Raw genomic sequence first — 20,964 nt, 5'->3', positions numbered from 1 at the left:
AATCCATGCTCCTAAATCTCGCACTCAGACCAGAACCAAACTCGCATCCAGTCAACCGATCCAAGACCCAACAACGTTCCCGCCGCCGGTGAAGCGCTATCTAGGCAATCAACCAAATACACGCAAGTATAAAATGATCATCCGGCGCAAAAATCTACCCTAACACACGAATATGACCGTTTCTTGAACATATCATGCACGATACGGCGGCCTGGCTTTGCGAAAATTACGACGCCCATGGGGGAATCTGACCTGCATAGCCGGATGAAAGGGAATCGCCACACCGGATCGCGAATCCATGCAGGTGCCAAATCCCTGTCGCAGCGCCCTGCCCCGGGGAGATCGCAGAATCACGGCTGAATCCCTGCCGGATCATCGCCGGATTTACACAACACTGTTACTGGAAATCGGGGACATGGCGCGCTTAGGCGCGATGTGGGGTTTGTAAACAGCGCTCAAGAAAACTTGTTCGTCATCCGGAACCGGACCCCCGCCGTATTCCCGACATCATCACAACGATGAAACATGGAGGATACACTATGATGAAATCGACCCTCAGCACATTGGCCGTGGTCGCGGCGTTTTCGACACCTGCCTTTGCAGGCAGCCACAGCCACAGTCAGGACATTGTCGATATCGCGGCGGGTAATGAGACCTTCTCGACGCTGGTTGCAGCCGTCACTGCCGCAGGGCTGGTGGACACGCTGAAAGGGGACGGGCCGTTCACGGTCTTTGCGCCCACCGATGACGCTTTTGCGGCCTTGCCCGAAGGCACGGTAGAGGCGCTGCTGGACGATATTCCGACCCTGACCGCCATACTGACCTATCACGTCATCCCCGGCGCGGTCATGTCGGGAGACCTGACTGACGGGATGATGGCCGAAACCGTGAATGGCCAGTCTGTCACCATCGGTGTCGGCGACATGGTTACCGTGGATGGCGCAACTGTCATTCAGGCAGATATCGCCGCCAGCAATGGCGTGATCCATGTAATCGACAGTGTTATCATGCCGGAATGACCGCAGTCTGAGCAGATGCCGGTTCACATGGCATCAGGGCGGGCGGCTGATTGGCCGCCCGCTTTGTCATGTCGTTATGCCCGGAAGTTGCGCACAGTATCGACCATCAGCGCGACATTTTCAGGGTCGGCATCAGGGGTAATCCCATGCCCGAGGTTGAAGATATGCGGCCCTTTGCTGAAAGCACGCACAACGCGCGTTGTCGCATCCACCAGCGCCTGCCCGCCTGTGACCATATGACTGGACGCCAGATTGCCCTGCACGCAGCCATCACATTGCACATGTTCCGCCGCCCATTCAGGTGTCACCGAATTGTCGATGGCGACGCAATCCGCGCCCGTCGCCCGGCCAAACCCAATATAGGCATCGCCCGCTTCGCGCGGGAAGGCGATGACCGGAATTCCGGGGTGGCGTTCCTTTATGGCGGCGATGATCTGGCGGGCGGGCTTCAGCGCGTAGCGCGTGAAGGCATCGCCCTTCAGCGACCCGGCCCAACTGTCGAAAATCTTGACGACTTCGGCGCCTGCCTGAATCTGCATCGACAGGTATTCGATTGTCGCCAATGTGATGCGGTCCATCAGGGCGTCAAATGCTTCCGGTTCAGCCTCGCGCAGCTTGTGGGCCGGTCCCTGATCCGGTGTGCCGCGGCCTGCAATCATATATGTCGCAACCGTCCATGGTGCGCCCGCGAAACCGATCAGGGTGGTTTCCTGCGGCAATTCGCGCGCCAGAATGCGCAGGGTTTCATAGACCGGCGACAGGGTTTCATGAATTGCATCCACCGGCTTCAACGCATCGACCCCGGCACGATTGATGATCGGTGACAGGCGCGGCCCTTCGCCGGTCACAAACCACAGATTGGACCCAAGCGCCTGCGGTACAAGCAGAATGTCGGCAAACAGGATCGCGGCGTCAAACCCGTAGCGACGGATCGGCTGCAATGTAACTTCGGCAGCCAGTTCGGGATTATAGCACAGCGACAGGAAATCCCCGGCCTGCGCCCGCGTGGCACGATATTCCGGCAGGTAGCGGCCCGCCTGTCGCATCATCCAGATTGGCGGCGTCGGCAGCGTCTCTCCTGCGAGGGCGCGCAATATTGTCTTGGTCGGGGCAGGTGCGGTCATGCGGCTACTTCTCCTTGAATGGGTTCCTCGTCCCAAGCCGCACCCTTGTTGTCAAGCCCGCAGGACAGTCTGCGCTTGTAAGGACAAAACCGCAGCGCTAATCAGGGGCCATGACACATGCATACCCGACCCCCGACACGCCCTTAAAAATCGGCACGCGCGGCTCCCCGCTGGCGCTGGCGCAGGCCTATGAAACGCGCGCGCGGCTTATGGCCGCATTCGACCTGCCGGAGGGGGCATTTGCCATTGTCGCCATCAAGACGACAGGCGACGACCGCAGCCTGATCGACGCTGACCGCCCCCTGAAAGAAATCGGCAACAAGGGTCTGTTCACCAAGGAAATCGAAGAGGCGATGCTGAACGGGCATATCGACATTGCCGTGCATTCCATGAAGGACATGCCGACGGAGCAACCCGACGGGCTGGTACTGGACTGCTACCTTCCGCGCGAAGATGTGCGCGATGCGTTTGTGTCACGCCATGCGGCCTCGCTGGCAGACTTGCCGGCGGGCGCTGTTGTCGGCACGTCCAGCCTGCGGCGCAAGGCGCAACTGCTGAACCGCCGCCCCGACCTGAAGGTCGTCGAATTCCGCGGCAATGTGCAGACGCGCCTGTCCAAGCTGGACAATGGCGTGGCGGATTGCACCTTTCTGGCCATGGCAGGCCTGAACCGCCTGAACATGGCAGATGTCGCCAGTTCCGCCATCGCCCCCGAAGACATGCTGCCCGCCATCGCCCAGGGGGCTATCGGCATTGAATGGCGTCAATCCGACGACCGCATAACCGAAATGCTGGCACAGCTGCATGACACGCCCACGGGCCAAAGGCTGGCTGCGGAACGCGCCTTTCTGGCCGGTCTGGACGGATCATGCGAAACGCCGATTGCGGGCCTTGCAGTGATAGATGGTGGCGAAATCTGGTTGCGCGGTGAAATCCTGCGCCCCGACGGCTCCGACCGCCTGTCCGATGAAGGGCGCGCGCCGCTGGCCGATGCCGCCCTTCTGGGGCAGGAACTTGCCGCCAGACTGCGCGCGCGGGCACCTGCGGGCTTCTTCGACTGGCACTGACCCGCACCGCTGCGCGCGCATATAGCGCCATTCATATGCTATCACTGGCAAGTTGAACCCGCGCCGCTTATCTATGGATCAGCAGATCAAGGGGCAGGCATGGCATCACGCAGGTTGACATACGGGCTGATCAATAGCGTCGAAAGCGCTGGCGCCAGCGTGACGGGGGCCTTGTCCGGCGTGTTTTCCGAACCCGCGCTGCGGCTGGGGGTCACTGGCCTGTCAGGGGCAGGCAAGACTGTGTTCATCACCTCGCTGGTCGCCAACCTGCTCGATCGCGGGCGCATGGGCCGGATGCAGGCTGTTGCCGGGGGCCATGTAGAAGCCGCCTTCCTGCAACCGCAACCAGATGACACATTGCCACGGTTCGACTATGAAAAACACCTCGCAGCCCTGACCGGCCCGGCACCATTCTGGCCGGAAGGGACACGCCATATCTCGCAGTTACGGCTGTCATTTCGCGTGCGCCCAGCGGGGATTCTGGCAGGTATCCGGGGCAGCCGCATCCAGCATATCGACATTATCGACTACCCCGGCGAATGGCTGCTGGATCTGGTGCTGCTGGACAAAAGCCATGCGCAATGGTCCACAGAAACGCTGGCGCGCATGCAAAACCGCCCCTATGCAGCGGAATTCCTGACCCGACTGGCCGCAACCGGCCCCACCGCCCCACATGATGAAGCGACAGCGCTGGCCCTGACGGACTCTTTCACCACCTATCTTCATGCAGCGCGTGCCAATGGCCTGCCCGACATCACCCCCGGCCGGTTGCTGCTGCCCGGAGAACTGGCAGGCTCGCCGGTGCTGACTTTTATTCCCATGGCGGGCACTGGCGGGCGCGGGTCGCTAGGGCGCGAAATGGCGCGCAGGTTCGATGCCTATAAGGCGCAGGTCGTGCGCCCCTTCTTTCGCAACCATTTCGCCCGCATCGACCGTCAGGTCGTGCTCGCCGATGTGCTGGGGGCCATCCATGCCGGACCGGAAGCCGTGGACCGGCTGGGCCAGACGCTAAGCGAATTGCTGTCCGCGTTTCGGCCCGGGCGCAACGCATTTCTTCTGCGGCTTCTGGGCAGCAAACGGGTCGAACGCATACTCTTTGCCGCTACCAAGGCTGATCATCTGCACCACAGCCAGCACCCCCGCCTGAGTGCGATTACAACAGCCCTGCTGCGCCAGTCCCGCGACCGTGCGGAATTCGCCGGTGCCCGCACCAAGGCGCTGTCCATCGCCGCCCTGCGCACCACGGTTGAGGAACAGCATGACCGCAACGGCCAGATGCTCGATTGCGTGCGCGGCAAACTTCTGGACAGCGGCAAACAGGCCGCATTCCATGCGGGCGACCTCCCCGCTGACCCGATGCAGATCATCGGCCAGTCGGGGCATGACACCCAACGCTGGCTGAATGGTGACTACCGGATCATGCAATTTGCCCCTGCCGCCCTGACCCGCGCCCCCGGCGACGGGCTTCCCCATATCCGGATGGACAGCGCGGCCGAATTTCTGATCGGGGATCTTCTGACATGAATGACCGCAAGCCTTTTCTTGTTGAACTGGATGACAACAATCCACCCGCAAGCCCTGACACAGCCCCCCCGCTGCCCGATGACGAAGGTCCGCCGCAACAGGCCGCCAGCGGGCGCGCAATGTTGCTTGCCATGCGCGGGGCGCGTGCGCGCCTGACACTCTGGGCAAAACTGGGCTGGGCGGGCTTCGCGGGCTTCATGACCATTGCCCTCTCGGTCACGGCCTGGGACTTCATAACCAGCCTTGTCGCGCGCAGTGAATTGCTGGGGTATATCGCCCTTGGCCTGCTGACCCTTCTTGTCGCGGCGGCATGCGCCTTAGCGCTGCGCGAATGGGCCGGTATCCGCCGCCTGCACCGGATCGACCGGCTGCGCCAGCAAGCCGGGCACGCCCGCGCAGAAAATGACCGCGCAGGCGCGGCGCAAACCCTCACTGCGCTGATGGGGCTTTACGCCAGCAGGCCGGATATGCGCTGGCCATGCGAACGCATGTCCGAAACCGCCCCTGACCAGCTTGATGCGGAATCGCTGCTCGATCAGGCAGAAGCCACACTTCTGGCCCCGCTCGACGCCGCCGCCCGCCTTCAGGTCGAAGCATCCGCCCGACAGGTCGCACTGCTGACCGCCATGATCCCTCTTGCACTGGTTGATGTGATCGCAGCACTTGTCACCAATCTGCGCATGATCCGCCGGATTGCCGAAATCTATGGCGGGCGGGCGGGTACATTGGGCAGTGTCCGGCTGCTGCGCGGGGTCATCACCCATCTTCTGGCAACCGGGGCCGTCGCAGTGGGCGAAGACATGATCGGCGCTGTCGCTTCCGGTGGAATCGTGTCGAAACTGTCGCGCCGCTTTGGCGAAGGGGTCGTCAATGGGGCGCTGACTGCGCGTCTGGGCATTGCCGCAATCGAAATCTGCCGCCCCCTGCCTTTCCGGACACTGCCCCGCCCACGCACCAGCACCATCATGCGCCGCGCAGTCAGTGGCCTGTTCGACAAGGCAACCTGATTTCACGCTGGCCCAAATATCCACGGGGTTGCCCAAGGGGGGCGTGCCCTCCTTGGGGTGGGGGGGACAGCATGGGCCGCAAGGCCGGTGCTGCCGGGGGGCAACCGCCCCCCGTCCCCCCGCGCGGTCACACTTACCGCGCCATGGCGTGAGATTCGGGGTTGGGCTGCATTCCCATGGCCGAAGCCATCCTGTTCGACATCGAGAAAAATCCCACCACTGCGATGATGTCAAATATATCGCGGTCGGAAAATCCCTGCGCGCGCAGCGCATCGCGGTCGGCCTCACACACTTTCGCGCTGGATTCGGTCACCAATGCCGCGAAATCCAGCATTGCGCGGGTCCGCGTATCCAGGGGCGCGGCACGGTAATTCATCACCATCGCCTCGCCCAGCGCAGGGTCACCCGACAATTCGCGCACCGCCGCGCCATGGGCCACCTGACAATACCAGCAGCGGTTGATGGATGACACGACCACCGCGATCATCTCGCGCTCCAGCTTGCTTAATCCGCTATCACCCAACATCAGGTCATTATACATGCCCACAAATGCATCAAATTTCGCAATATCAAACAGATAGGCGCGCAGCACATTCGGGACCATACCCAGTTTCTGCTCTGCGATATCCAGATATTTCTGCGTGCGTTCGGGCAGCGGGTCGGTTGCGGGCAGGTTCAGCTGCGTTACCGGATCAGACATGTCAGTCCTCCTTCTGACGATAGGAATATCGGGTCACCACCTGCATGCCCAGCGCATCATAAAGCGCGCGCGCGGGTCCATTGCCTTCTGTTACGGCCAGCGCCAGCCATCGCGCCCCCTGCCCCTGCGCCCAGAACGCCGCACCTTGCAGGATATTGCGCGCCACCCCCTTGCGGCGCAGGGCGGGCGTCACCTCGACCGCATGCACCATCGCAATCCCGTCATGAATGGCGCAGAACGCGGCCCCTGCGGCGCGGTCATCGCTGCGGGCAATCAGTCCGGCTTTTGGCCCGTGACAGCGCGCCATGACCTTCAACCGCGCAGGGCCGATTCCCCCTTCCGCCCATATCCCGCACATGATGGCCAGCGGTGGCCAGACCGGATACAGGCTGATGGCAGGTGGTTCCTGTGCAATGGTCGAAATCTCTGCCGTGTAAATCACAGTGGGATCCACGCAGCGATAGCCGCGCGCATCCAGTCTTTGCGCCAGCCCTGTCTGCCCCTCGCGCAGCATGAAAAGCGGGGTTTGCGCCAGTGCGCGCATGGCAGTTTCCGCAACAGCGATGTCTGCCCCTTCATCCGCAGTCGTTGCCGCGCTGACACGCTTGCCCCCGCCGGCACCATCGCGGATGGTCCACCCGCCGGTCACTGACCGCGACTGCGACGGCCATGTCCCTTCCAGCGCGGCAAACAGCGCATCAGAGTCGGGCACTGTCATGCAACCGCCTCGGGGAACAGGTCCGACAGGCGCACCATGGCCGCATCAACCTGCGCGCGTGCCTGCCCACGCACCACGACATTCGCACCGAACGCCCCATCACGCTGGAACGGATAGCACCCGATCGACAATTCGGGAAAGTCGGCGGCCAGCGCGGACAGATCGGCGGCGATCTCTCCCTCACCGCGATTGATGCACAGACTCTGGCTGTAAAGCGGCTGCCCCGATGTCAGCAACGGCAGAACGGACGCCACCATCGCCTGAAACACCGCAGGCACCCCTGCCATGACATGCACATTGCCAATCGTGAATCCAGGTGCAGAGGATACGGGGTTTTCAATCAGGCTGGCCCCATCAGGAATGCGCGCCATGCGCAACCGTGCGGCATTCAGTTCCAGCCCTGTGCGCTGGTAATGCGCGACCAGAATAGCGCGCGCGTCATCACGGATGTCCACGTTCACCCCGAAAGCCGCCGCCACCGCATCAGCCGTGATGTCGTCATGCGTCGGGCCAATGCCCCCCGATGTGAACACATGGTCATATTCTGCCCGCAAGGCATTCAGGCTTGATACTATCTTGTCGTGTTTGTCGGACACAATGCGCACTTCAGCCAGATCAATCCCGCGATTGGACAATTGACCGGCCAGAAAATGCATATTCGCGTCACGGGTGCGCCCCGACAGGATTTCATCACCGATGACCAGCATCGCGGCGGTGGGATTGGGCATTGGCGACTCCGATATATTGGCCTGAAACAGGTATAGAAGGGCCGCGCGCGGGTTTCAAACCCTTGTCGTGCAAACCCGCGCGGGTTTTGTCAGCTGCGCGCGATCTGCGCGTCCCGACGCAGCGCCGCCATCAGGTCGCGCAGCGTGTTGACATAGCGTTCCGCGATCAGGCGCCCGTCAGCATCGAACTGGTCCTTCGGTGCGGCCAGCAGCATTTCCGGCCCCTGCAACAAGCGCGGGCGGAACGGAACCATCATCAGGCGCAACGCGAATTGCGTGCGTTCACCGCCCGCGCGGCCCGCAGCGGCAGATAAAATTGCCACGGGCTTGCCCGCCCATGGCGCGCCGCCACGGCTTAGCCAGTCAAGCGCGTTTTTCAGCACACCGGACGGGGCCTTGTTATATTCCGGACAGGCAATGACCACCGCATCCGCCGCCCTGATCTGGTCTTTCAGGCGGGTCACTTCGCAGGGAATGCCCTGCGACTCCAGATCTTCATCAAACAAGGGCAGACGCAAATTACCTTCAGTGAATTCCGCCCCTCCGAAAAGGCGTGCGGCCTCCAGCAGCAGTTTGCGGTTATAGGATTGCGCGCGCAGCGACCCACATAATCCAACAAGTTTCAAATCCGACATGGAACCTCCGTCACGGGTACGTGTTCTTAGCTAGGGATGAACCGGCGAATGACAATCATCGCGGTTGAACATCATCACGCAATCTCCCAGAGTGACGTGAAACACAAGCGAAGCGAGGCATTCATGACCATGCGACATGGCGGGCGGATACTGGTTGACCAACTGAAAGCACAGGGCGTGCGACGCGTCTTTTCTGTGCCGGGGGAAAGTTTTCTGGCCGCGCTCGACGGGCTGCACGACTCGGGCATTCAGAATATCGTCTGCCGTCATGAAGGGGGCGCGGCCATGATGGCCGAAGCGCATGCGAAACTGACAGGCCAGCCCGGCGTGGTTTTTGTCACACGCGGGCCGGGCGCCACCAATGCCGCAAGCGGTATCCATGTGGCGATGCAGGATTCAACGCCGTTGATCATGTTCGTGGGCCAGATCGACAACCGCCACCGCGACCGCGAGGCATTTCAGGAAGTCAATTACCGCGAATTCTTCAAGCCCATCGCCAAATGGGCGGCGGAAATCGACCATACCGACCGCCTGCCCGAATATATCAGCCGCGCCTTTCATCAGGCACGCGCAGGCCGCCCCGGCCCCGTGGTGCTGGCCCTGCCCGAAAATATCCTGTCGGCAAGCGCCGATGTGCCTGATCTGCCGGGCGTGGCGCCGACACCCCCATCGGTGTGTTCCGAACAGATTGATGCTGTGCTGGATATGCTGTGCAAGGCAAAACGTCCGCTGGTGATTGCGGGCGGGTCGGTCTGGTCCACTGATACAGCGCACCATCTGGTGCATTTTGCAGATACATTCGGCCTGCCGGTCTGCGCCACATTCCGCCGGATGGACCGTATCGACAACCGCCACCCGAATTACGCTGGCGATCTGGCGGTTGGGATGAACCCGAAACTGGCGCAGCGCCTGCGTGACGCCGATTGCCTGCTGGTGCTGGGGTCGCGGCTGGGCGATATTGTGACCGGCGGATATGAACTTGTAGACCCTGCCCGCCCGGACAAGACCATCATCCATATCCATCCCGACCCTGATGAGCTGGGCCGCGTCTATCGCCCTGATCTGGCACTGGCCGCCCCGGCAGTGGATTTTATCGCCAAACTGGCCGGGCGCGATGCACGCACCCATCCCGACTGGGCAGAGTGGACCCGCGCCGCGCATGCTGAGTATCTGGACTGGGTCACCCCCGTTGAGACACCTGGCGCAGTGAAACTGGAACAGGTTGTCCACCAACTGTCCGACCATTTGCCCGAAGATGCGATTGTAACGAATGGCGCGGGCAATTTTGCGGCCTTTCTGCACCGCTATCTGCGCGCGCGCGCATTCCCCGGCCATCTGGCACCAACATCCGGGTCCATGGGGTATGGCTTCCCCGCAGCGATAGCCGCCAAGCTGGAACACCCCGAACGGACAGTGGTGTGTTTTGCAGGGGATGGCTGTTTCCAGATGACGCTGAATGAAATGTCAACCGCCCGGCAGCATGGCGCGAATATCATCGTCATCCTGTGCAATAACGGCCAGTATGGCACCATCCGCATGCATCAGGAAAAAACCTATCCCGGACGTGTCAGCGGCACTGCCCTGTTTAACCCCGATTACGCAGCGCTGGCTGCGGCCTATGGCGGCTATGGCGAGCGGGTGGAGCGCACAGAAGATTTCCTGCCGGCATTTGACCGTGCGGTGGCGGCGGGTCTGCCTGCGATCGTGGAACTGGTGCTGGACCCGGACGCGCTGTCGCCATCACTGACAGTTGCCAAGGCGCAGGCACTGGCGCAGCGTTGAGAACCCCTTGGGGGGGGCGAGGGCGCTGCCCTCGCGCTCCCGGAATATTTTTACCAGAATGAAATCAGATGCCCAGCAGGGCGGGCAGATCAGCCATGCTGTGAAAGACAACAGCGCCATGGGCTGCAAGATGGGCGCCATCGCCTTCAGGGGCATACCCGAAGCAGCGCATTCCGGCGGCACGGGCCGCGCGGGCGCCGGTCGCACTGTCCTCGATTACCACGCTGGCGTCCGGCGCATAGCCCATACTTCCTGCGGCATGCAGGAACAGGTCGGGCGCGGGTTTCGGGCGTGCCACATCCTGCGCCGCAAAAACATTATTCGTGAATCTCGCTGTCAGTTCCGGGTGCTGGCCAAGGGTCACCTTCATCTTGGCGTGACGCCCGTTTGACCCGATGCAATAGGGAAGCTGCGCGGCATCAAGGGCCTGTAGCACGCCTACGATACCCGTGATCATGGGGGTACCCAGTGCAAGATGATCGCAAAGCCGCGGGTAGAAGGTTTCTACCCAGTCAGGTGGCAAGGTTGCGCCCAATTCGCGGGCACGCCCCGCGACACCTGCAATCGTGCCGCCGACAAAAAGCTCCATGATCTGATCAAGCCGCAGATCAAGCCCATGTGCCGCCATTTCATCCCGGATAAACCTGTTGGACAGGATTTCACTGTCAACAACAACCCCATCGCAATCGAATATCACCAGTTCTGGTGTCATGCTGTCCCCTGCAAGGTTAGAATCGTGACATAGGTTTCCCCATAGCGGCGCTGGTCCAGCAGATGCAAGCCAGCGGGCGCGGGTTGGGGCGCGTTTTCTTCCCAGACGATCAGGGCGTCAGCAGCCAACCACCCCCCCGCCAGCGCGGATGTCAGGGCCTTTTCGCCCAGTCCCTGACCATAGGGCGGGTCCAGAAAGACCAGTGAAAACCCATGGCCACGGTTTTGCCCGAGTTGCGTGGCATCGCGACGGAATACTTTCGTACAGCCCATGGCGCGCAGTTTTTCAATATTCTGGCGCAGCAGCCCGCGCGCAACCGCGCCATCATCAACAAATGTGACATGCGCAGCCCCGCGTGACAGCGCTTCCAGCCCAAGCGCGCCGGTGCCCGCGAACAGGTCCAGCACGCGGGCGTCCTGCAGTACATCGCCATAGCCGCCATTGACCAGCAGGTTGAAGATCGATTCACGCACGCGGTCGGATGTCGGGCGCAGATGCGCCTGTGCATCGCCGCTGCCCAGTTCGGCAAGTCTGGTGCCGCGGAAGCGTCCGCCAATCACCCTCATGGTTGCAGCAGGGATTTCAGGTCCGTGGTTGGGTCAGCCACTTGCGCCGGATCGGGGCTGCGCCCGGCGGCAATCAGGCGCTTGGCCAGCATGAAAGCGCGCGGATCATTCAGCGCATCCACAGCCAGCAATTTGTCACCTGCATAATACCAATGGCTGCGCGCATCTGCAGTATTACGCAGCACCACGCGGTCATAGCCAAGGTTCAACCCCGCAATCTGCAGTTTCAGGTCATACTGATCGGACCAGAACCATGGCACGGGGTCATAATCCTGCGCCGCCCCCAGCATGTTCTGCGCCACCAGTTCGGCCTGATCTATGGCGTTCTGTACGCTTTCCAGCCGCAGGCGCCGACCGCGCCACGGGAATGACGCGCAATCACCTGCGGCCCATATGGTATGATCAGAGGTGCGGCCCTGAGCATCCACTGCAATGCCATTTTCCAGATACAGGCCCGCCGCTTCGGCAAGCCCGGTGTCGGGCACCACACCAATGCCCGCGATAACAAAGCTGGCAGGCAGCAGCTCGCCCGTACTCAGCCGCAGGGCGCGCACATGGCCGTCACCTTCGAGGCCCGCCAGCCCGGTGTTTTCCAGTATTCGTACCCCATGGGACTGATGCAGGGCGCGAATCGCGTCCGATGTTTCAGCAGCAGCGACACGTTGCAGAATACGCGGGGCCATTTCGACCACCGTGACCTTCAGCCCGCGCTTTGCCGCTACGGCCGCCGCTTCCAGCCCGATATAGCCACCACCAATAATAATAACATTGCGGCCCGCCACGAATTCCGGGGCCATCGCATCAACATCGGCGAGTGTGCGCACAACATGCACGCCCTTTAATGTACCACCGATCACCGCAGGCAGGGTGCGCGGCACCGTGCCCGTTGTCAGGGCAAGCTGGTCATAGGCAATAACCTGCCCCCCTACCGTGACGGTCCTGGCGGCACGGTCAATCGCAGTGACAGGCGCGCCCAGACGCAGGTCGATATCGTGATCAGCGTAAAAGCTGGCGGGACGCAGGAACAGCCGCTCCAGTGCCATGTCGCCCAGCAGATAGGCCTTGGACAAGGGGGGGCGTTGATAGGGTGGCACGGCTTCCTGCCCGATCAGCGTGATTCCCCCCTTGAAGCCAAGCGCGCGCAGTTTTGCCACCAGCGATGCGCCCGCCTGCCCCGCACCTATGACCACTATTCTTTCCATCTGCTGCCTCGCTGCCTCTGGCCTATTGCGTGCGCAACTCTATATCTTGGTCAGTGCTAAACACAACAGAACGAGGAACATATACAATGGCAATCACCACAGGCAACACCCTGCCGGACGCAACATTCAGCCGCATCGGCGCAGAGGGGCCGGAACAGGTTGAACTGTCCAGCCTGACCAAAGGGCGCAAGGTTGCAATTTTCGCCGTGCCCGGCGCATTTACGCCAACCTGCCATTCCGCTCATGTGCCCAGCTTTATCCGCACAAAGGATGATTTTGCCGCCAAGGGCGTGGATGACATCATCTGCATCGCGGTCAATGACCCGTTCGTGATGAAAGCCTGGGGCGAAGCGACAGGTGCGACAGAGGCGGGCCTGACTCTGCTGGCGGATGCAGCAGGCACATATACCAAAGCCATCGGCATGGATTTCGACGCCCCCCCCGCCGGGCTGATAGGCCGCTCCAGACGCTATGCGATGCTGGTGGAGGATGGCAAAGTCACGGTCCTGCACACAGAAGAAAGCCCCGGCACCTGCGATGTATCCGGTGGCGAGGCCCTTCTGGCCGCGAGCTGACCCATGGATGGGGGCGCGCTTTCGGTCACGTTGGTTCCTGATCTGGGGCATGTCAGCCCGCAGGACTGGGATTCCTGCGCCTGTCCGGAAGCCGCCTCTGGCCGCCCGTCCGACCCATTCACGACATATCGTTTCCTGCGCGCGCTGGAAACATCCGGTTCGGTCGGGGGGAATACGGGCTGGGAACCGCGCCACCTGATCGTGCATGCAGGCGCACAGGTGGTTGCAGTGGCACCCATGTATGTCAAATCGCATTCGCAGGGAGAGTATATTTTTGACCACGCTTTCGCGCAGGCATACCAGCGCGCTGGCGGGGATTATTACCCCAAACTGCAGGTCGCGGTTCCCTTCACACCGGCAACTGGACGGCGCTTGTTAACCGCGCCGGATACAGGCGATGCGGGGCACGCAGCGCTTTTGCAGGCGCTGGCGCAAATTGCGCGCGATAACGGGCTGTCATCTGCGCATGTTACCTTCTGCACCGAAGACGAGGCCGAAACCGGTGCGCAATACGGGTTCCTGCCCCGCGTTACCGAACAATTCCACTGGGAAAACCGCGCCTATGCTGGTTTCGATGATTTTCTGGCCGATCTGTCCTCGCGCAAGCGCAAGTCCATCCGCAAGGAACGTGCGCAGGCGCAGGGTTTCGGCGGCGATATCCGGCAATATACGGGCGCAGATATACGACCCGCGCATTGGGACGCTTTCTGGAGTTTCTATCAGGACACGGGCGCGCGCAAATGGGGTATCCCCTATCTGACCCGCGCGTTCTTCGACCATATCCATGATACGATGCGCAATGACATTCTGCTGGTGTTAGCCGAACGCGACGGCCAGCCAGTCGCAGGCGCGCTGAATTTCATTGGCCGTGACGGCCTGTTCGGGCGCTATTGGGGCTGTGTTGAGGATCACCCCTGCCTGCATTTCGAACTGTGCTATTATCAGGCGATGGATTACGCAATCGTCAATGGGCTGCGCAGGGTGGAAGCGGGTGCGCAGGGCATCCACAAACTGGCGCGCGGCTATATGCCTTCGCGCGTGCATTCGCTGCATTATTTCCCGCAACCGGGATTTCATGATGCGGTTGCGCGCTATCTTGCGGATGAAACGCAGGCCATCAGCGATGAGATGGACGTGCTGCGCGACCATGCGCCGTTTCGCAAACATCCCTGACATACAGGAGGATACATTATGGCTGTAAAGCTGACAGACACCACGGAACTGGACGCCCTTCTTGCCGATGGATGGCAGAAAACGGATGGACGCGACGCGATCGAAAAGGAATTCACCTTCGCCAATTTCATCGAAGCTTTCGGCTGGATGACACGCTGCGCCATTCACGCGGAAAAGATGAACCACCATCCCGAATGGTTCAATGTCTACAAGCAGGTCAAAGTGGTGCTGAGCACGCATGATGCAGGCGGGGTGACGGATCTTGACCTGAAACTGGCGCGCAAGATGGATGATCTGGCCACACGCTAAGGGCGCGGCGCCCCATATGCCCCGCCCGACCCACCCCCATGCGCCGCCTGCGCGGCGCATTTGGCATATGGGGCGCAGGCAAGCTGCGCACTGCGCCCGGTCGCGTGGCAAGCGCGGCGCGCAGGCGCTGCGCGGGGGTGGGTGGGCGGGCCACGTGGCCGGGCGCCGCCTTTTTTCTTCTGGCACAGGCCGGTAAATCCCCCTATGCGACAGCCATGAACCAGACAACTTTTCCTATATACCTTGCCTGCCTGCCAGGGCTTGAGGCTGTCATTGCACAGGAAGCTCATGAACTGGGCTTGCCCGCGCCCATCATCGTCCCCGGCGGGGTTGAAACGACAGGCACATGGCCCGACATCTGGCGCGCAAATTTGTGGCTGCGTTGTGCCAGCCGCGTTCTGGTCCGGCTTGGCCAGTTCCGCGCCCTGCATCTGGCGCAGCTCGACAAGCGCGCGCGCAAATTCCCCTGGGCCGATTTCCTGCGCCCCGATATTCCGGTCCGGGTAGATGTCACCTGCACCCGCTCGCGCATCTATCACCAGAAAGCCGCCGCGCAGCGTATCCAGACAGCGATTACCGAAACGCTTGGCGCATCCATCACCCTTGATGCCGATCTGCGCCTGATGGTCCGCATTGATGATGACATGGTGACTGTCTCGCTGGACACATCCGGCGAAGGGCTGCACAAACGCGGCCATAAACTGGCCACCGGCAAGGCCCCGTTGCGCGAAACAATGGCCGCGGCCTTCCTGAACCAGATGGGGTTTGACGGCACACAGCCTGTGATTGACCCCATGTGCGGATCGGGCACGTTCATACTGGAAGCGGCAGAGCGCGCGGCAGGCCTGCCACCGGGCCGCACCCGCACCTTCGCGTTTGAAAACCTGTCCAGTTTTGAAGCCAGCGCATGGGCGCAGATGCGCCAGCACAGCCCCCAGACGCCGCCTGCGCAGTTTTTCGGTTTCGACCGCGATCAGGGCGTGATCCAGAACGCGCGCGAAAACGCCCAACGCGCGGGGCTGGAGGACTGCACCGCCTTCACCTGTCAGCCCATCAGCGCATTGTCCCGCCCCGACACGCCGCCCGGACTGATCATGGTCAATCCACCCTATGGCGGGCGCATCGGCAACCCTGCCAGACTGTTCGGGCTATATGCAACGCTGGGCCAGGTGCTGCGCGAGAATTTTGCAGGCTGGCGGCTGGGTCTTGTCACATCAGAACGTAAACTGGCCCATGCAACCGGCCTGAACCTGCAACCCGGTCCGCCGATTCCCCATGGCGGGCTGAAAGTGCAGCTGTTCCAAAGTGGCCCACTATAGGGACAAGGCATGGACATGGCTTGTCGTCACGTCCAGAATCTGAAACAAATCAGCAATGCCAGCAACCGGCACGAGAGATGCGAAAGGCCACATGATGGCACCTATTTCAACCGCGGCCCCCGACCCGGACGAGGCCACTGACGTAATCCGCAAGGCCGCGGCCGAAACGGTCGCGGTCGAGGCCCGCGCGCTGGACTATCTGTCGCGCAACCTGCCGACGGATCTGGAAGCCGCGATTCATCATATCCTGAACATCAAGGGCCGGGTGATTGTGTCGGGCATCGGCAAATCCGGCCATATCGGGCGCAAGATTGCGGCCACGCTGGCCTCTACCGGAACGCCCGCCTTCTTTGTCCATTGCGCCGAAGCCAGCCATGGCGACCTTGGCATGGTCACCAATGATGATATCTGCCTGCTGATCTCCAATTCCGGCGAAACCACCGAGCTGCGTGATATGCTGTTCCATATCAAGCGCTTCTCGATTCCGATGATGGGCATTTCATCGCGCCCCGACAGCACGATGATGAAAGCCGCGACCTACAGGCTGACCCTGCCGGAACTGCCCGAAGCCTGCCCCATCGGCATGGCGCCCACCACATCAACCACCCTGACGCTGGCCCTTGGCGATGCGTTGGCCGTGGCCCTGATGGAAATGCGCGGCTTCATGCCAGAGGATTTCCGCCTGTATCATCCCGGTGGCAAACTGGGCGCCCAACTGAAAACCGTTGCCGATTTCATGCACCAAGGCAATTCCCTGCCGTTACTCGACCACCGTGCCGATATGCAGACAGCACTGCTGACCATGACATCCAAGGGGTTCGGGGTGGCCGTCCTGATGCAGGACGACCGCATCATCGGCGTCATGACAGATGGCGATTTGCGACGCAACATGGACAGCCTGATGAATGTTCGCCCCGCAGATGTGGCCAATCCAAGCCCCGTGACCGTGCAGCCCGACATGCTGGCCGCCGAAGCACTGGCGCTTATGAATGCACGCAAGATCAGCGTCTTGCTGGTGGTCACGGCAGAGAATACACCGATAGGCATTGTTCATATTCACGATTTTTTACGCGCGGGGGTCATGTGAAAACCGTTTTGTTCATTCCGGCACGCTATGCGTCCACCAGATATCCCGGCAAACCGCTGGTTTCGTTGCGCCTGCGTGACGGCAGTCATAAATCCCTGATCCAGTTAAGCTGGGAAGCTGCCCGACAGGTACGCGGTGTCGATGCGGTATTTGTGGCAACCGATGACGAACGTATTGCAGATGCGTCGCGCGAATTCGGGGCGGATGTCGTCATGACCTCCGAAAGCTGCGAAAACGGGACGGTCCGCTGCGCCGATGCGCTGGCGCGGCTGAACCTGACGCCGGAACTTGTCGTCAACCTGCAGGGCGATGCCCCCCTGACGCCACCCTGGTTTGTCGAAGCGCTTATCGATGCCATGCAGGCCGACCCGTCTGTGGGTATGGCAACACCTGTGCTGCGCTGTGACCGCCAGACCTATGACAATTTCATTGATGACCGGCGCAACGGGCGCGTGGGCGGCACCACCGCCGTATTTGACCGGCACATGAATGCGCTGTATTTTTCCAAGGAAGTGCTGCCGTTTATCGACGCGGGAAACCTGCCGGACCCGATTCCCGTCTTCCACCATGTTGGCGTCTATGCCTACCGCCCAGAAGCGCTGGCCCGATACGCAGCCATGCCGCCCTGCGCGCTGGAAAAACTGGAAGGGCTGGAACAACTGCGCTTCCTCTATGGCGGCATACCCGTCCGCTGCGTGGAAGTGGACGGGCGCGGACGTGTTTTCTGGGAATTGAACAACCCAGAAGACGTGGCCCGGATTGAGACAGTATTGGAGGCATCATGATCGCGACGACCCCCATCCAGATTGGTGACATCTCCATTGGTGGGGCACATCCCTTTGCGCTGATCACCGGCCCATGCCAGCTTGAAAGCCTGGATCATGCCCGCATGATGGCCGAACGTATTGCTGCGGCCTGTGCCCCCACGGCGACGCGCTTCATCTTCAAGGCCAGCTATGACAAGGCCAACCGGTCATCCATCAGCACAGAGCGCGGTCTGGGCATGGACGAAGGCTTACGTATTCTGGACCAGATCAAGCGTGAATTCGGCGTGCCGGTGCTGACAGATGTGCATGACGCCCGCCAATGCGCCCCCGCTGCGCAGGTCTGCGATGTATTGCAAATTCCGGCCTTCCTGTGTCGGCAGACCGATCTGTTGCTGGCCGCAGGCGAAACCGGCAGCGCCATCAATGTCAAGAAAGGGCAGTTTCTGGCCCCCTGGGACATGGGCAATGTTGCGGCCAAGATCGCCTCAACCGGTAACACGCGCATCATGCTGTGCGACCGTGGCACGTCCTTTGGCTACAACACGCTGGTCAGCGATTTTCGCGGCCTGCCCACAATGGCGCAAACCGGCTATCCGGTCGTCTTTGATGCCACGCATTCAGTGCAGCAACCCGGCGGGCAAGGCACCACATCGGGCGGGCAGCGTGAATTCGCGCCGGTTCTGGCGCGCGCGGCTGTCGCGGTGGGGGTTTCGGCGCTGTTCATTGAAACCCATCAGGACCCGGACAACGCCCCATCCGACGGGCCGAACATGATTCCGGTGGACAAGATGGCCGACCTTATCGGCCAGTTACGCGCGCTGGATGACCTGACCAAATCCCAGGCGCATATCGCGCTGTGAATGCCCCGGAACATGTTTCTCAATAGCATTGTTGAAACGGGTTGAAAGGTACTTTGGCGGGAGCGTTCGGCCTGAAGGGGACGTTGGGGCGCGTTCCTAAATGTGCGGAGCAAAGGCCGCAGGCCGCCGCACCATCGGCGGCCGTCCCGCGGCCTGCCGATTTCGTTGGCGTCATGCCAGAACTTTGGACTTAGGATTGCTCCGCCAGCATAAAGTGAACTTATCCAATGTGGGACCGGCAGACCCCGGCCCTCCGCTGGCGTGGGCTTGATCCAAGAACCAACCTCCCCTTCAGGCCATATTCGACCAACGCACCAACACGGATTCAGCTTTCGCTGCCGTCCTGCTGCCGGGCCAGCCATTCGGCCCACAGATCCGGCCTGCGCGCCTGCGTCAATTCCTCTGACTGCTGCTGACGCCAGTGTGCAATTTCCCCATGATTTCCAGACAGCAGCACCGGCGGAATGCCATGCCCCTGCCACTCAGTGGGGCGGGTATACTGCGGGTGTTCCAGCAGGCCGCGCGCGAAACTTTCATCCTCGACCGATGCGGCATTACCCAGAACATCAGGCAACAGGCGCACTGTGGCGTCAATCATGGCCTGCGCGGCAATTTCGCCACCGGTCAGGACGAAATCGCCAAGGCTGACTTCCTCGATCCCGAAATGGTCGATCACGCGCTGGTCAATCCCTTCAAAGCGCCCGCAAATCAGCGTCACTCCGGATGCGCCCGCCCAACGCCGCGCTGTGGCCTGCGTAAACGGTGCCCCGCGCGGCGACAGGTATACCAACGGGCTGTCACTGCGCCCCCGCTGCGCCAACGCAATGGCGCGGCCCAGAACATCCGCGCGCAAGACCATGCCAGCCCCCCCGCCCGCAGGGGTATCATCAACATTGCGGTGCTTGCCTTCGCCAAACAGGCGCAGATCAATTGTGTCCAGCCCCCAAAGCCCGGCTTTCAGTGCCTTGCCCGTCAATGACAGGCCCAGCACACCGGGAAAAGCTTCGGGAAACAGGGTGATGATACGCGCCTGCCATGCCTGCGCCAAAGGGCGCGGCGCATCCAGATCGCGCGGGCTAAGCGACGGAGTTACCGCGATACGCCCCGCCGCGCGCCTTGGCCGGTCGCTCATTCCAGCAAACCTTCGGGCGGGTCGGCAATGATGCGGCGGCTTGCCAGATCCACAGTCGGCACCGCTGCTTGTGTAAACGGCAACAGGATCGCACCTTTGCGCCCGGGTGCCACAATTTCCAACAGATCGGACGCGCCATGATTCAGCACAGCCTTGACTCGGCCCAGTTCCGCGCCGCCGGTGTCGAACACCAGCAAACCGATCAGATCCGCGTGATAGAATTCATCATCGGGCAGGCTGGCCAGTCGGTCACGGTCAACGAACAACCGCACACCGCGCAAGGCGTCGGCGGCCTCGCGGCTGCTGATCCCGCCCAGACGTGCAGCAAACCCCTGTGCGACCTGCGCGCCAAGGGTCAGCTTGAATTGTCGCGTGCCATCTTCGGACCAAAGCGGGCCATAATCGGCAATCGCGCGGGGATCGGCGCAGAAGCTTTTCAACCGCACTTCGCCGCGCACCCCATAGGCCCCCATGATCGCCCCGACACAGATTCGCGCTTTGCTCATAGTGCTTTCATCTTGCCAAAATACTCGCGGGGGGGGATTTGCCCGCGAAACGCGGGCAATCGGGGGGCAGACAGCCCCCCTTGTTTTAGCGTGTTTATTCAGCCGCAGCTTCTTCGGTTTTTGCTGCTTTTTCAGCAGCACGATCCAGCGCTTTCTTGCCGGGCTGCGCCTTTTTCATATTGGCGCGAGTGGCTTTTTCGCGCACGCCAGCAGCTTCCAGAAAGCGCGCAACGCGGTCGGTGGGCTGTGCGCCCTGGTCCAGCCAATGTTTTACGCGCTCAAGGTCCATCTTGATGCGGTCTTCGCTGTCTTTGGCCAGCAGCGGGTTATAGGTGCCCAGCTTTTCCAGAAAGCGGCCATCGCGCGGCATGCGCGAATCGGACGCGACAATCGCGTAATGGGGGCGTTTCTTGGACCCACCACGGGCCAGACGGATTTTCGTTGCCATGTCA

At 61.5% G+C, this 20,964-nt stretch carries 23 protein-coding genes; 12 read left to right on the top strand and 11 right to left on the bottom strand.

What is annotated here, in order from left to right:
• Positions 1-539 precede the first annotated feature (539 nt).
• The gene (locus PUT78_RS15875) at positions 540-1,019 is read left to right on the top strand and encodes a fasciclin domain-containing protein (protein ID WP_274353250.1); all 480 of its coding nucleotides are present in this window, start codon (positions 540-542) and stop codon (positions 1,017-1,019) included.
• Positions 1,020-1,093: 74 nt separating this feature from the next.
• Here the strand turns inward: PUT78_RS15875 and hemE are convergent, their stop codons facing one another.
• Positions 1,094-2,143, bottom strand: coding sequence for a uroporphyrinogen decarboxylase (gene hemE / locus PUT78_RS15870; RefSeq protein ID WP_274353249.1), 1,050 nt, complete (start codon positions 2,141-2,143; stop codon positions 1,094-1,096).
• Between the two features lie 110 nt (positions 2,144-2,253).
• Here hemE and hemC point away from each other — a divergent pair, with 110 nt between their 5' ends.
• From hemC to PUT78_RS15855, 3 genes are all read left to right on the top strand, one after another.
• A complete protein-coding gene (hemC, locus tag PUT78_RS15865) occupies positions 2,254-3,210 on the top strand; it encodes a hydroxymethylbilane synthase (RefSeq protein ID WP_274353248.1) in 957 nt (318 codons plus the stop codon).
• Positions 3,211-3,309: 99 nt separating this feature from the next.
• Complete coding sequence (locus PUT78_RS15860) at positions 3,310-4,734, top strand: YcjX family GTP-binding protein (protein WP_274353247.1); 1,425 nt, start codon at positions 3,310-3,312, stop codon at positions 4,732-4,734.
• Positions 4,731-5,741 (top strand): YcjF family protein, encoded by a 1,011-nt coding sequence (locus tag PUT78_RS15855; RefSeq protein ID WP_274353246.1) that lies wholly within the window; start codon positions 4,731-4,733, stop codon positions 5,739-5,741. Before PUT78_RS15860 ends, PUT78_RS15855 begins: the two co-directional genes overlap by 4 nt.
• Positions 5,742-5,874: 133 nt before the next feature.
• On the opposite strand, the gene PUT78_RS15850 is transcribed toward PUT78_RS15855, so the two are convergent.
• The 4 genes from PUT78_RS15850 to PUT78_RS15835 all read right to left on the bottom strand — a co-directional run bounded on the left by PUT78_RS15850 (position 5,875) and on the right by PUT78_RS15835 (position 8,522).
• Positions 5,875-6,441 (bottom strand): peroxidase-related enzyme, encoded by a 567-nt coding sequence (locus tag PUT78_RS15850; protein ID WP_274353245.1) that lies wholly within the window; start codon positions 6,439-6,441, stop codon positions 5,875-5,877.
• A 1-nt stretch (position 6,442) separates the two neighbouring features.
• Positions 6,443-7,159, bottom strand: a complete 717-nt coding sequence (locus PUT78_RS15845) for a GNAT family N-acetyltransferase (protein ID WP_274353244.1) — start codon at positions 7,157-7,159, stop codon at positions 6,443-6,445.
• Complete coding sequence (locus PUT78_RS15840) at positions 7,156-7,887, bottom strand: competence/damage-inducible protein A (RefSeq protein WP_274353243.1); 732 nt, start codon at positions 7,885-7,887, stop codon at positions 7,156-7,158. Before PUT78_RS15840 ends, PUT78_RS15845 begins: the two co-directional genes overlap by 4 nt.
• A gap of 89 nt (positions 7,888-7,976) precedes the next feature.
• Positions 7,977-8,522, bottom strand: a complete 546-nt coding sequence (locus PUT78_RS15835; RefSeq protein ID WP_274353242.1) for an NADPH-dependent FMN reductase — start codon at positions 8,520-8,522, stop codon at positions 7,977-7,979.
• A gap of 129 nt (positions 8,523-8,651) precedes the next feature.
• Between PUT78_RS15835 and PUT78_RS15830 the strand changes: the two genes are divergently transcribed.
• Positions 8,652-10,304 (top strand): thiamine pyrophosphate-binding protein, encoded by a 1,653-nt coding sequence (locus tag PUT78_RS15830; RefSeq protein ID WP_274353257.1) that lies wholly within the window; start codon positions 8,652-8,654, stop codon positions 10,302-10,304.
• A 64-nt stretch (positions 10,305-10,368) separates the two neighbouring features.
• On the opposite strand, the gene PUT78_RS15825 is transcribed toward PUT78_RS15830, so the two are convergent.
• From PUT78_RS15825 to PUT78_RS15815, 3 genes are read right to left on the bottom strand one after another with little or no spacing between them, the layout of a single operon-like run.
• Complete coding sequence (locus PUT78_RS15825; RefSeq protein ID WP_274353241.1) at positions 10,369-11,016, bottom strand: HAD family hydrolase; 648 nt, start codon at positions 11,014-11,016, stop codon at positions 10,369-10,371.
• Complete coding sequence (gene rsmD / locus PUT78_RS15820) at positions 11,013-11,582, bottom strand: 16S rRNA (guanine(966)-N(2))-methyltransferase RsmD (protein WP_274353240.1); 570 nt, start codon at positions 11,580-11,582, stop codon at positions 11,013-11,015. Before rsmD ends, PUT78_RS15825 begins: the two co-directional genes overlap by 4 nt.
• Positions 11,579-12,784, bottom strand: coding sequence for an NAD(P)/FAD-dependent oxidoreductase (locus PUT78_RS15815; RefSeq protein WP_274353239.1), 1,206 nt, complete (start codon positions 12,782-12,784; stop codon positions 11,579-11,581). Before PUT78_RS15815 ends, rsmD begins: the two co-directional genes overlap by 4 nt.
• An 86-nt stretch (positions 12,785-12,870) precedes the next feature.
• Here PUT78_RS15815 and PUT78_RS15810 point away from each other — a divergent pair, with 86 nt between their 5' ends.
• The 7 genes from PUT78_RS15810 (at position 12,871) to kdsA (ending at position 18,874) form a co-directional block, all read left to right on the top strand.
• The gene (locus PUT78_RS15810) at positions 12,871-13,359 is read left to right on the top strand and encodes a peroxiredoxin (RefSeq protein WP_274353238.1); all 489 of its coding nucleotides are present in this window, start codon (positions 12,871-12,873) and stop codon (positions 13,357-13,359) included.
• Between the two features lie 3 nt (positions 13,360-13,362).
• On the top strand, positions 13,363-14,532 hold the full coding sequence (locus PUT78_RS15805) for a GNAT family N-acetyltransferase (protein ID WP_274353237.1): 1,170 nt from the start codon (positions 13,363-13,365) through the stop codon (positions 14,530-14,532).
• A gap of 18 nt (positions 14,533-14,550) precedes the next feature.
• The gene (locus tag PUT78_RS15800) at positions 14,551-14,841 is read left to right on the top strand and encodes a 4a-hydroxytetrahydrobiopterin dehydratase (protein ID WP_274353236.1); all 291 of its coding nucleotides are present in this window, start codon (positions 14,551-14,553) and stop codon (positions 14,839-14,841) included.
• 38 nt (positions 14,842-14,879) lie between these two features.
• Positions 14,880-16,160 carry a THUMP domain-containing class I SAM-dependent RNA methyltransferase gene (locus tag PUT78_RS15795; protein WP_420793508.1) on the top strand — a complete coding sequence of 427 codons (1,281 nt, stop codon included), beginning with the start codon at positions 14,880-14,882 and terminating at the stop codon, positions 16,158-16,160.
• Positions 16,161-16,251: 91 nt separating this feature from the next.
• Positions 16,252-17,247 carry a KpsF/GutQ family sugar-phosphate isomerase gene (locus PUT78_RS15790; protein ID WP_274353235.1) on the top strand — a complete coding sequence of 332 codons (996 nt, stop codon included), beginning with the start codon at positions 16,252-16,254 and terminating at the stop codon, positions 17,245-17,247.
• Positions 17,244-18,032 carry a 3-deoxy-manno-octulosonate cytidylyltransferase gene (locus PUT78_RS15785; RefSeq protein ID WP_274353234.1) on the top strand — a complete coding sequence of 263 codons (789 nt, stop codon included), beginning with the start codon at positions 17,244-17,246 and terminating at the stop codon, positions 18,030-18,032. The genes PUT78_RS15790 and PUT78_RS15785 overlap by 4 nt, the downstream gene beginning before the upstream one ends.
• On the top strand, positions 18,029-18,874 hold the full coding sequence (gene kdsA, locus PUT78_RS15780) for a 3-deoxy-8-phosphooctulonate synthase (RefSeq protein WP_420793507.1): 846 nt from the start codon (positions 18,029-18,031) through the stop codon (positions 18,872-18,874). The genes PUT78_RS15785 and kdsA overlap by 4 nt, the downstream gene beginning before the upstream one ends.
• A gap of 325 nt (positions 18,875-19,199) precedes the next feature.
• On the opposite strand, the gene trmD is transcribed toward kdsA, so the two are convergent.
• The 3 genes from trmD to rpsP all read right to left on the bottom strand — a co-directional run bounded on the left by trmD (position 19,200) and on the right by rpsP (position 20,960).
• Entirely contained in the window at positions 19,200-20,006 is an 807-nt protein-coding gene (gene trmD / locus PUT78_RS15775; RefSeq protein ID WP_274353233.1) for a tRNA (guanosine(37)-N1)-methyltransferase TrmD, read from the bottom strand.
• Positions 20,003-20,512 carry a ribosome maturation factor RimM gene (gene rimM / locus PUT78_RS15770; RefSeq protein WP_274353232.1) on the bottom strand — a complete coding sequence of 170 codons (510 nt, stop codon included), beginning with the start codon at positions 20,510-20,512 and terminating at the stop codon, positions 20,003-20,005. The genes trmD and rimM overlap by 4 nt, the downstream gene beginning before the upstream one ends.
• Positions 20,513-20,606: 94 nt before the next feature.
• Positions 20,607-20,960: a 30S ribosomal protein S16 gene (gene rpsP / locus PUT78_RS15765; protein WP_274353231.1), complete on the bottom strand. Its 354-nt coding sequence runs from the start codon at positions 20,958-20,960 to the stop codon at positions 20,607-20,609.
• Positions 20,961-20,964 lie beyond the last annotated feature (4 nt).

This window comes from Roseinatronobacter alkalisoli (assembly GCF_028745735.1).
Lineage (GTDB): Bacteria > Pseudomonadota > Alphaproteobacteria > Rhodobacterales > Rhodobacteraceae > Roseinatronobacter > Roseinatronobacter alkalisoli.
The sequence above is the reverse complement of the archived record's forward strand: the minus strand, read 5'-3'. Positions and strand labels throughout refer to the sequence as shown.

Excerpts from the sequence above, each read along its gene's own strand:
- PUT78_RS15850 (WP_274353245.1), bottom strand. The coding sequence starts at position 6,441 with ATGTCTGATCCGGTAACGCAGCTGAACCTGCCCGCAACCGACCCGCTG.
- PUT78_RS15875 (WP_274353250.1), top strand. The coding sequence starts at position 540 with ATGATGAAATCGACCCTCAGCACATTGGCCGTGGTCGCGGCGTTTTCG.
- rsmD (WP_274353240.1), bottom strand. The coding sequence starts at position 11,582 with ATGAGGGTGATTGGCGGACGCTTCCGCGGCACCAGACTTGCCGAACTG.
- PUT78_RS15840 (WP_274353243.1), bottom strand. The coding sequence starts at position 7,887 with ATGCCCAATCCCACCGCCGCGATGCTGGTCATCGGTGATGAAATCCTG.
- PUT78_RS15800 (WP_274353236.1), top strand. The coding sequence starts at position 14,551 with ATGGCTGTAAAGCTGACAGACACCACGGAACTGGACGCCCTTCTTGCC.
- trmD (WP_274353233.1), bottom strand. The coding sequence starts at position 20,006 with ATGAGCGACCGGCCAAGGCGCGCGGCGGGGCGTATCGCGGTAACTCCG.
- PUT78_RS15845 (WP_274353244.1), bottom strand. The coding sequence starts at position 7,159 with ATGACAGTGCCCGACTCTGATGCGCTGTTTGCCGCGCTGGAAGGGACA.
- PUT78_RS15810 (WP_274353238.1), top strand. The coding sequence starts at position 12,871 with ATGGCAATCACCACAGGCAACACCCTGCCGGACGCAACATTCAGCCGC.
- PUT78_RS15830 (WP_274353257.1), top strand. The coding sequence starts at position 8,652 with ATGCGACATGGCGGGCGGATACTGGTTGACCAACTGAAAGCACAGGGC.
- rimM (WP_274353232.1), bottom strand. The coding sequence starts at position 20,512 with ATGAGCAAAGCGCGAATCTGTGTCGGGGCGATCATGGGGGCCTATGGG.
- rpsP (WP_274353231.1), bottom strand. The coding sequence starts at position 20,960 with ATGGCAACGAAAATCCGTCTGGCCCGTGGTGGGTCCAAGAAACGCCCC.
- PUT78_RS15835 (WP_274353242.1), bottom strand. The coding sequence starts at position 8,522 with ATGTCGGATTTGAAACTTGTTGGATTATGTGGGTCGCTGCGCGCGCAA.
- PUT78_RS15825 (WP_274353241.1), bottom strand. The coding sequence starts at position 11,016 with ATGACACCAGAACTGGTGATATTCGATTGCGATGGGGTTGTTGTTGAC.
- PUT78_RS15860 (WP_274353247.1), top strand. The coding sequence starts at position 3,310 with ATGGCATCACGCAGGTTGACATACGGGCTGATCAATAGCGTCGAAAGC.
- PUT78_RS15795 (WP_420793508.1), top strand. The coding sequence starts at position 14,880 with ATGCGCCGCCTGCGCGGCGCATTTGGCATATGGGGCGCAGGCAAGCTG.
- PUT78_RS15815 (WP_274353239.1), bottom strand. The coding sequence starts at position 12,784 with ATGGAAAGAATAGTGGTCATAGGTGCGGGGCAGGCGGGCGCATCGCTG.
- kdsA (WP_420793507.1), top strand. The coding sequence starts at position 18,029 with ATGATCGCGACGACCCCCATCCAGATTGGTGACATCTCCATTGGTGGG.
- hemE (WP_274353249.1), bottom strand. The coding sequence starts at position 2,143 with ATGACCGCACCTGCCCCGACCAAGACAATATTGCGCGCCCTCGCAGGA.
- PUT78_RS15805 (WP_274353237.1), top strand. The coding sequence starts at position 13,363 with ATGGATGGGGGCGCGCTTTCGGTCACGTTGGTTCCTGATCTGGGGCAT.
- hemC (WP_274353248.1), top strand. The coding sequence starts at position 2,254 with ATGACACATGCATACCCGACCCCCGACACGCCCTTAAAAATCGGCACG.
- PUT78_RS15790 (WP_274353235.1), top strand. The coding sequence starts at position 16,252 with ATGATGGCACCTATTTCAACCGCGGCCCCCGACCCGGACGAGGCCACT.
- PUT78_RS15855 (WP_274353246.1), top strand. The coding sequence starts at position 4,731 with ATGAATGACCGCAAGCCTTTTCTTGTTGAACTGGATGACAACAATCCA.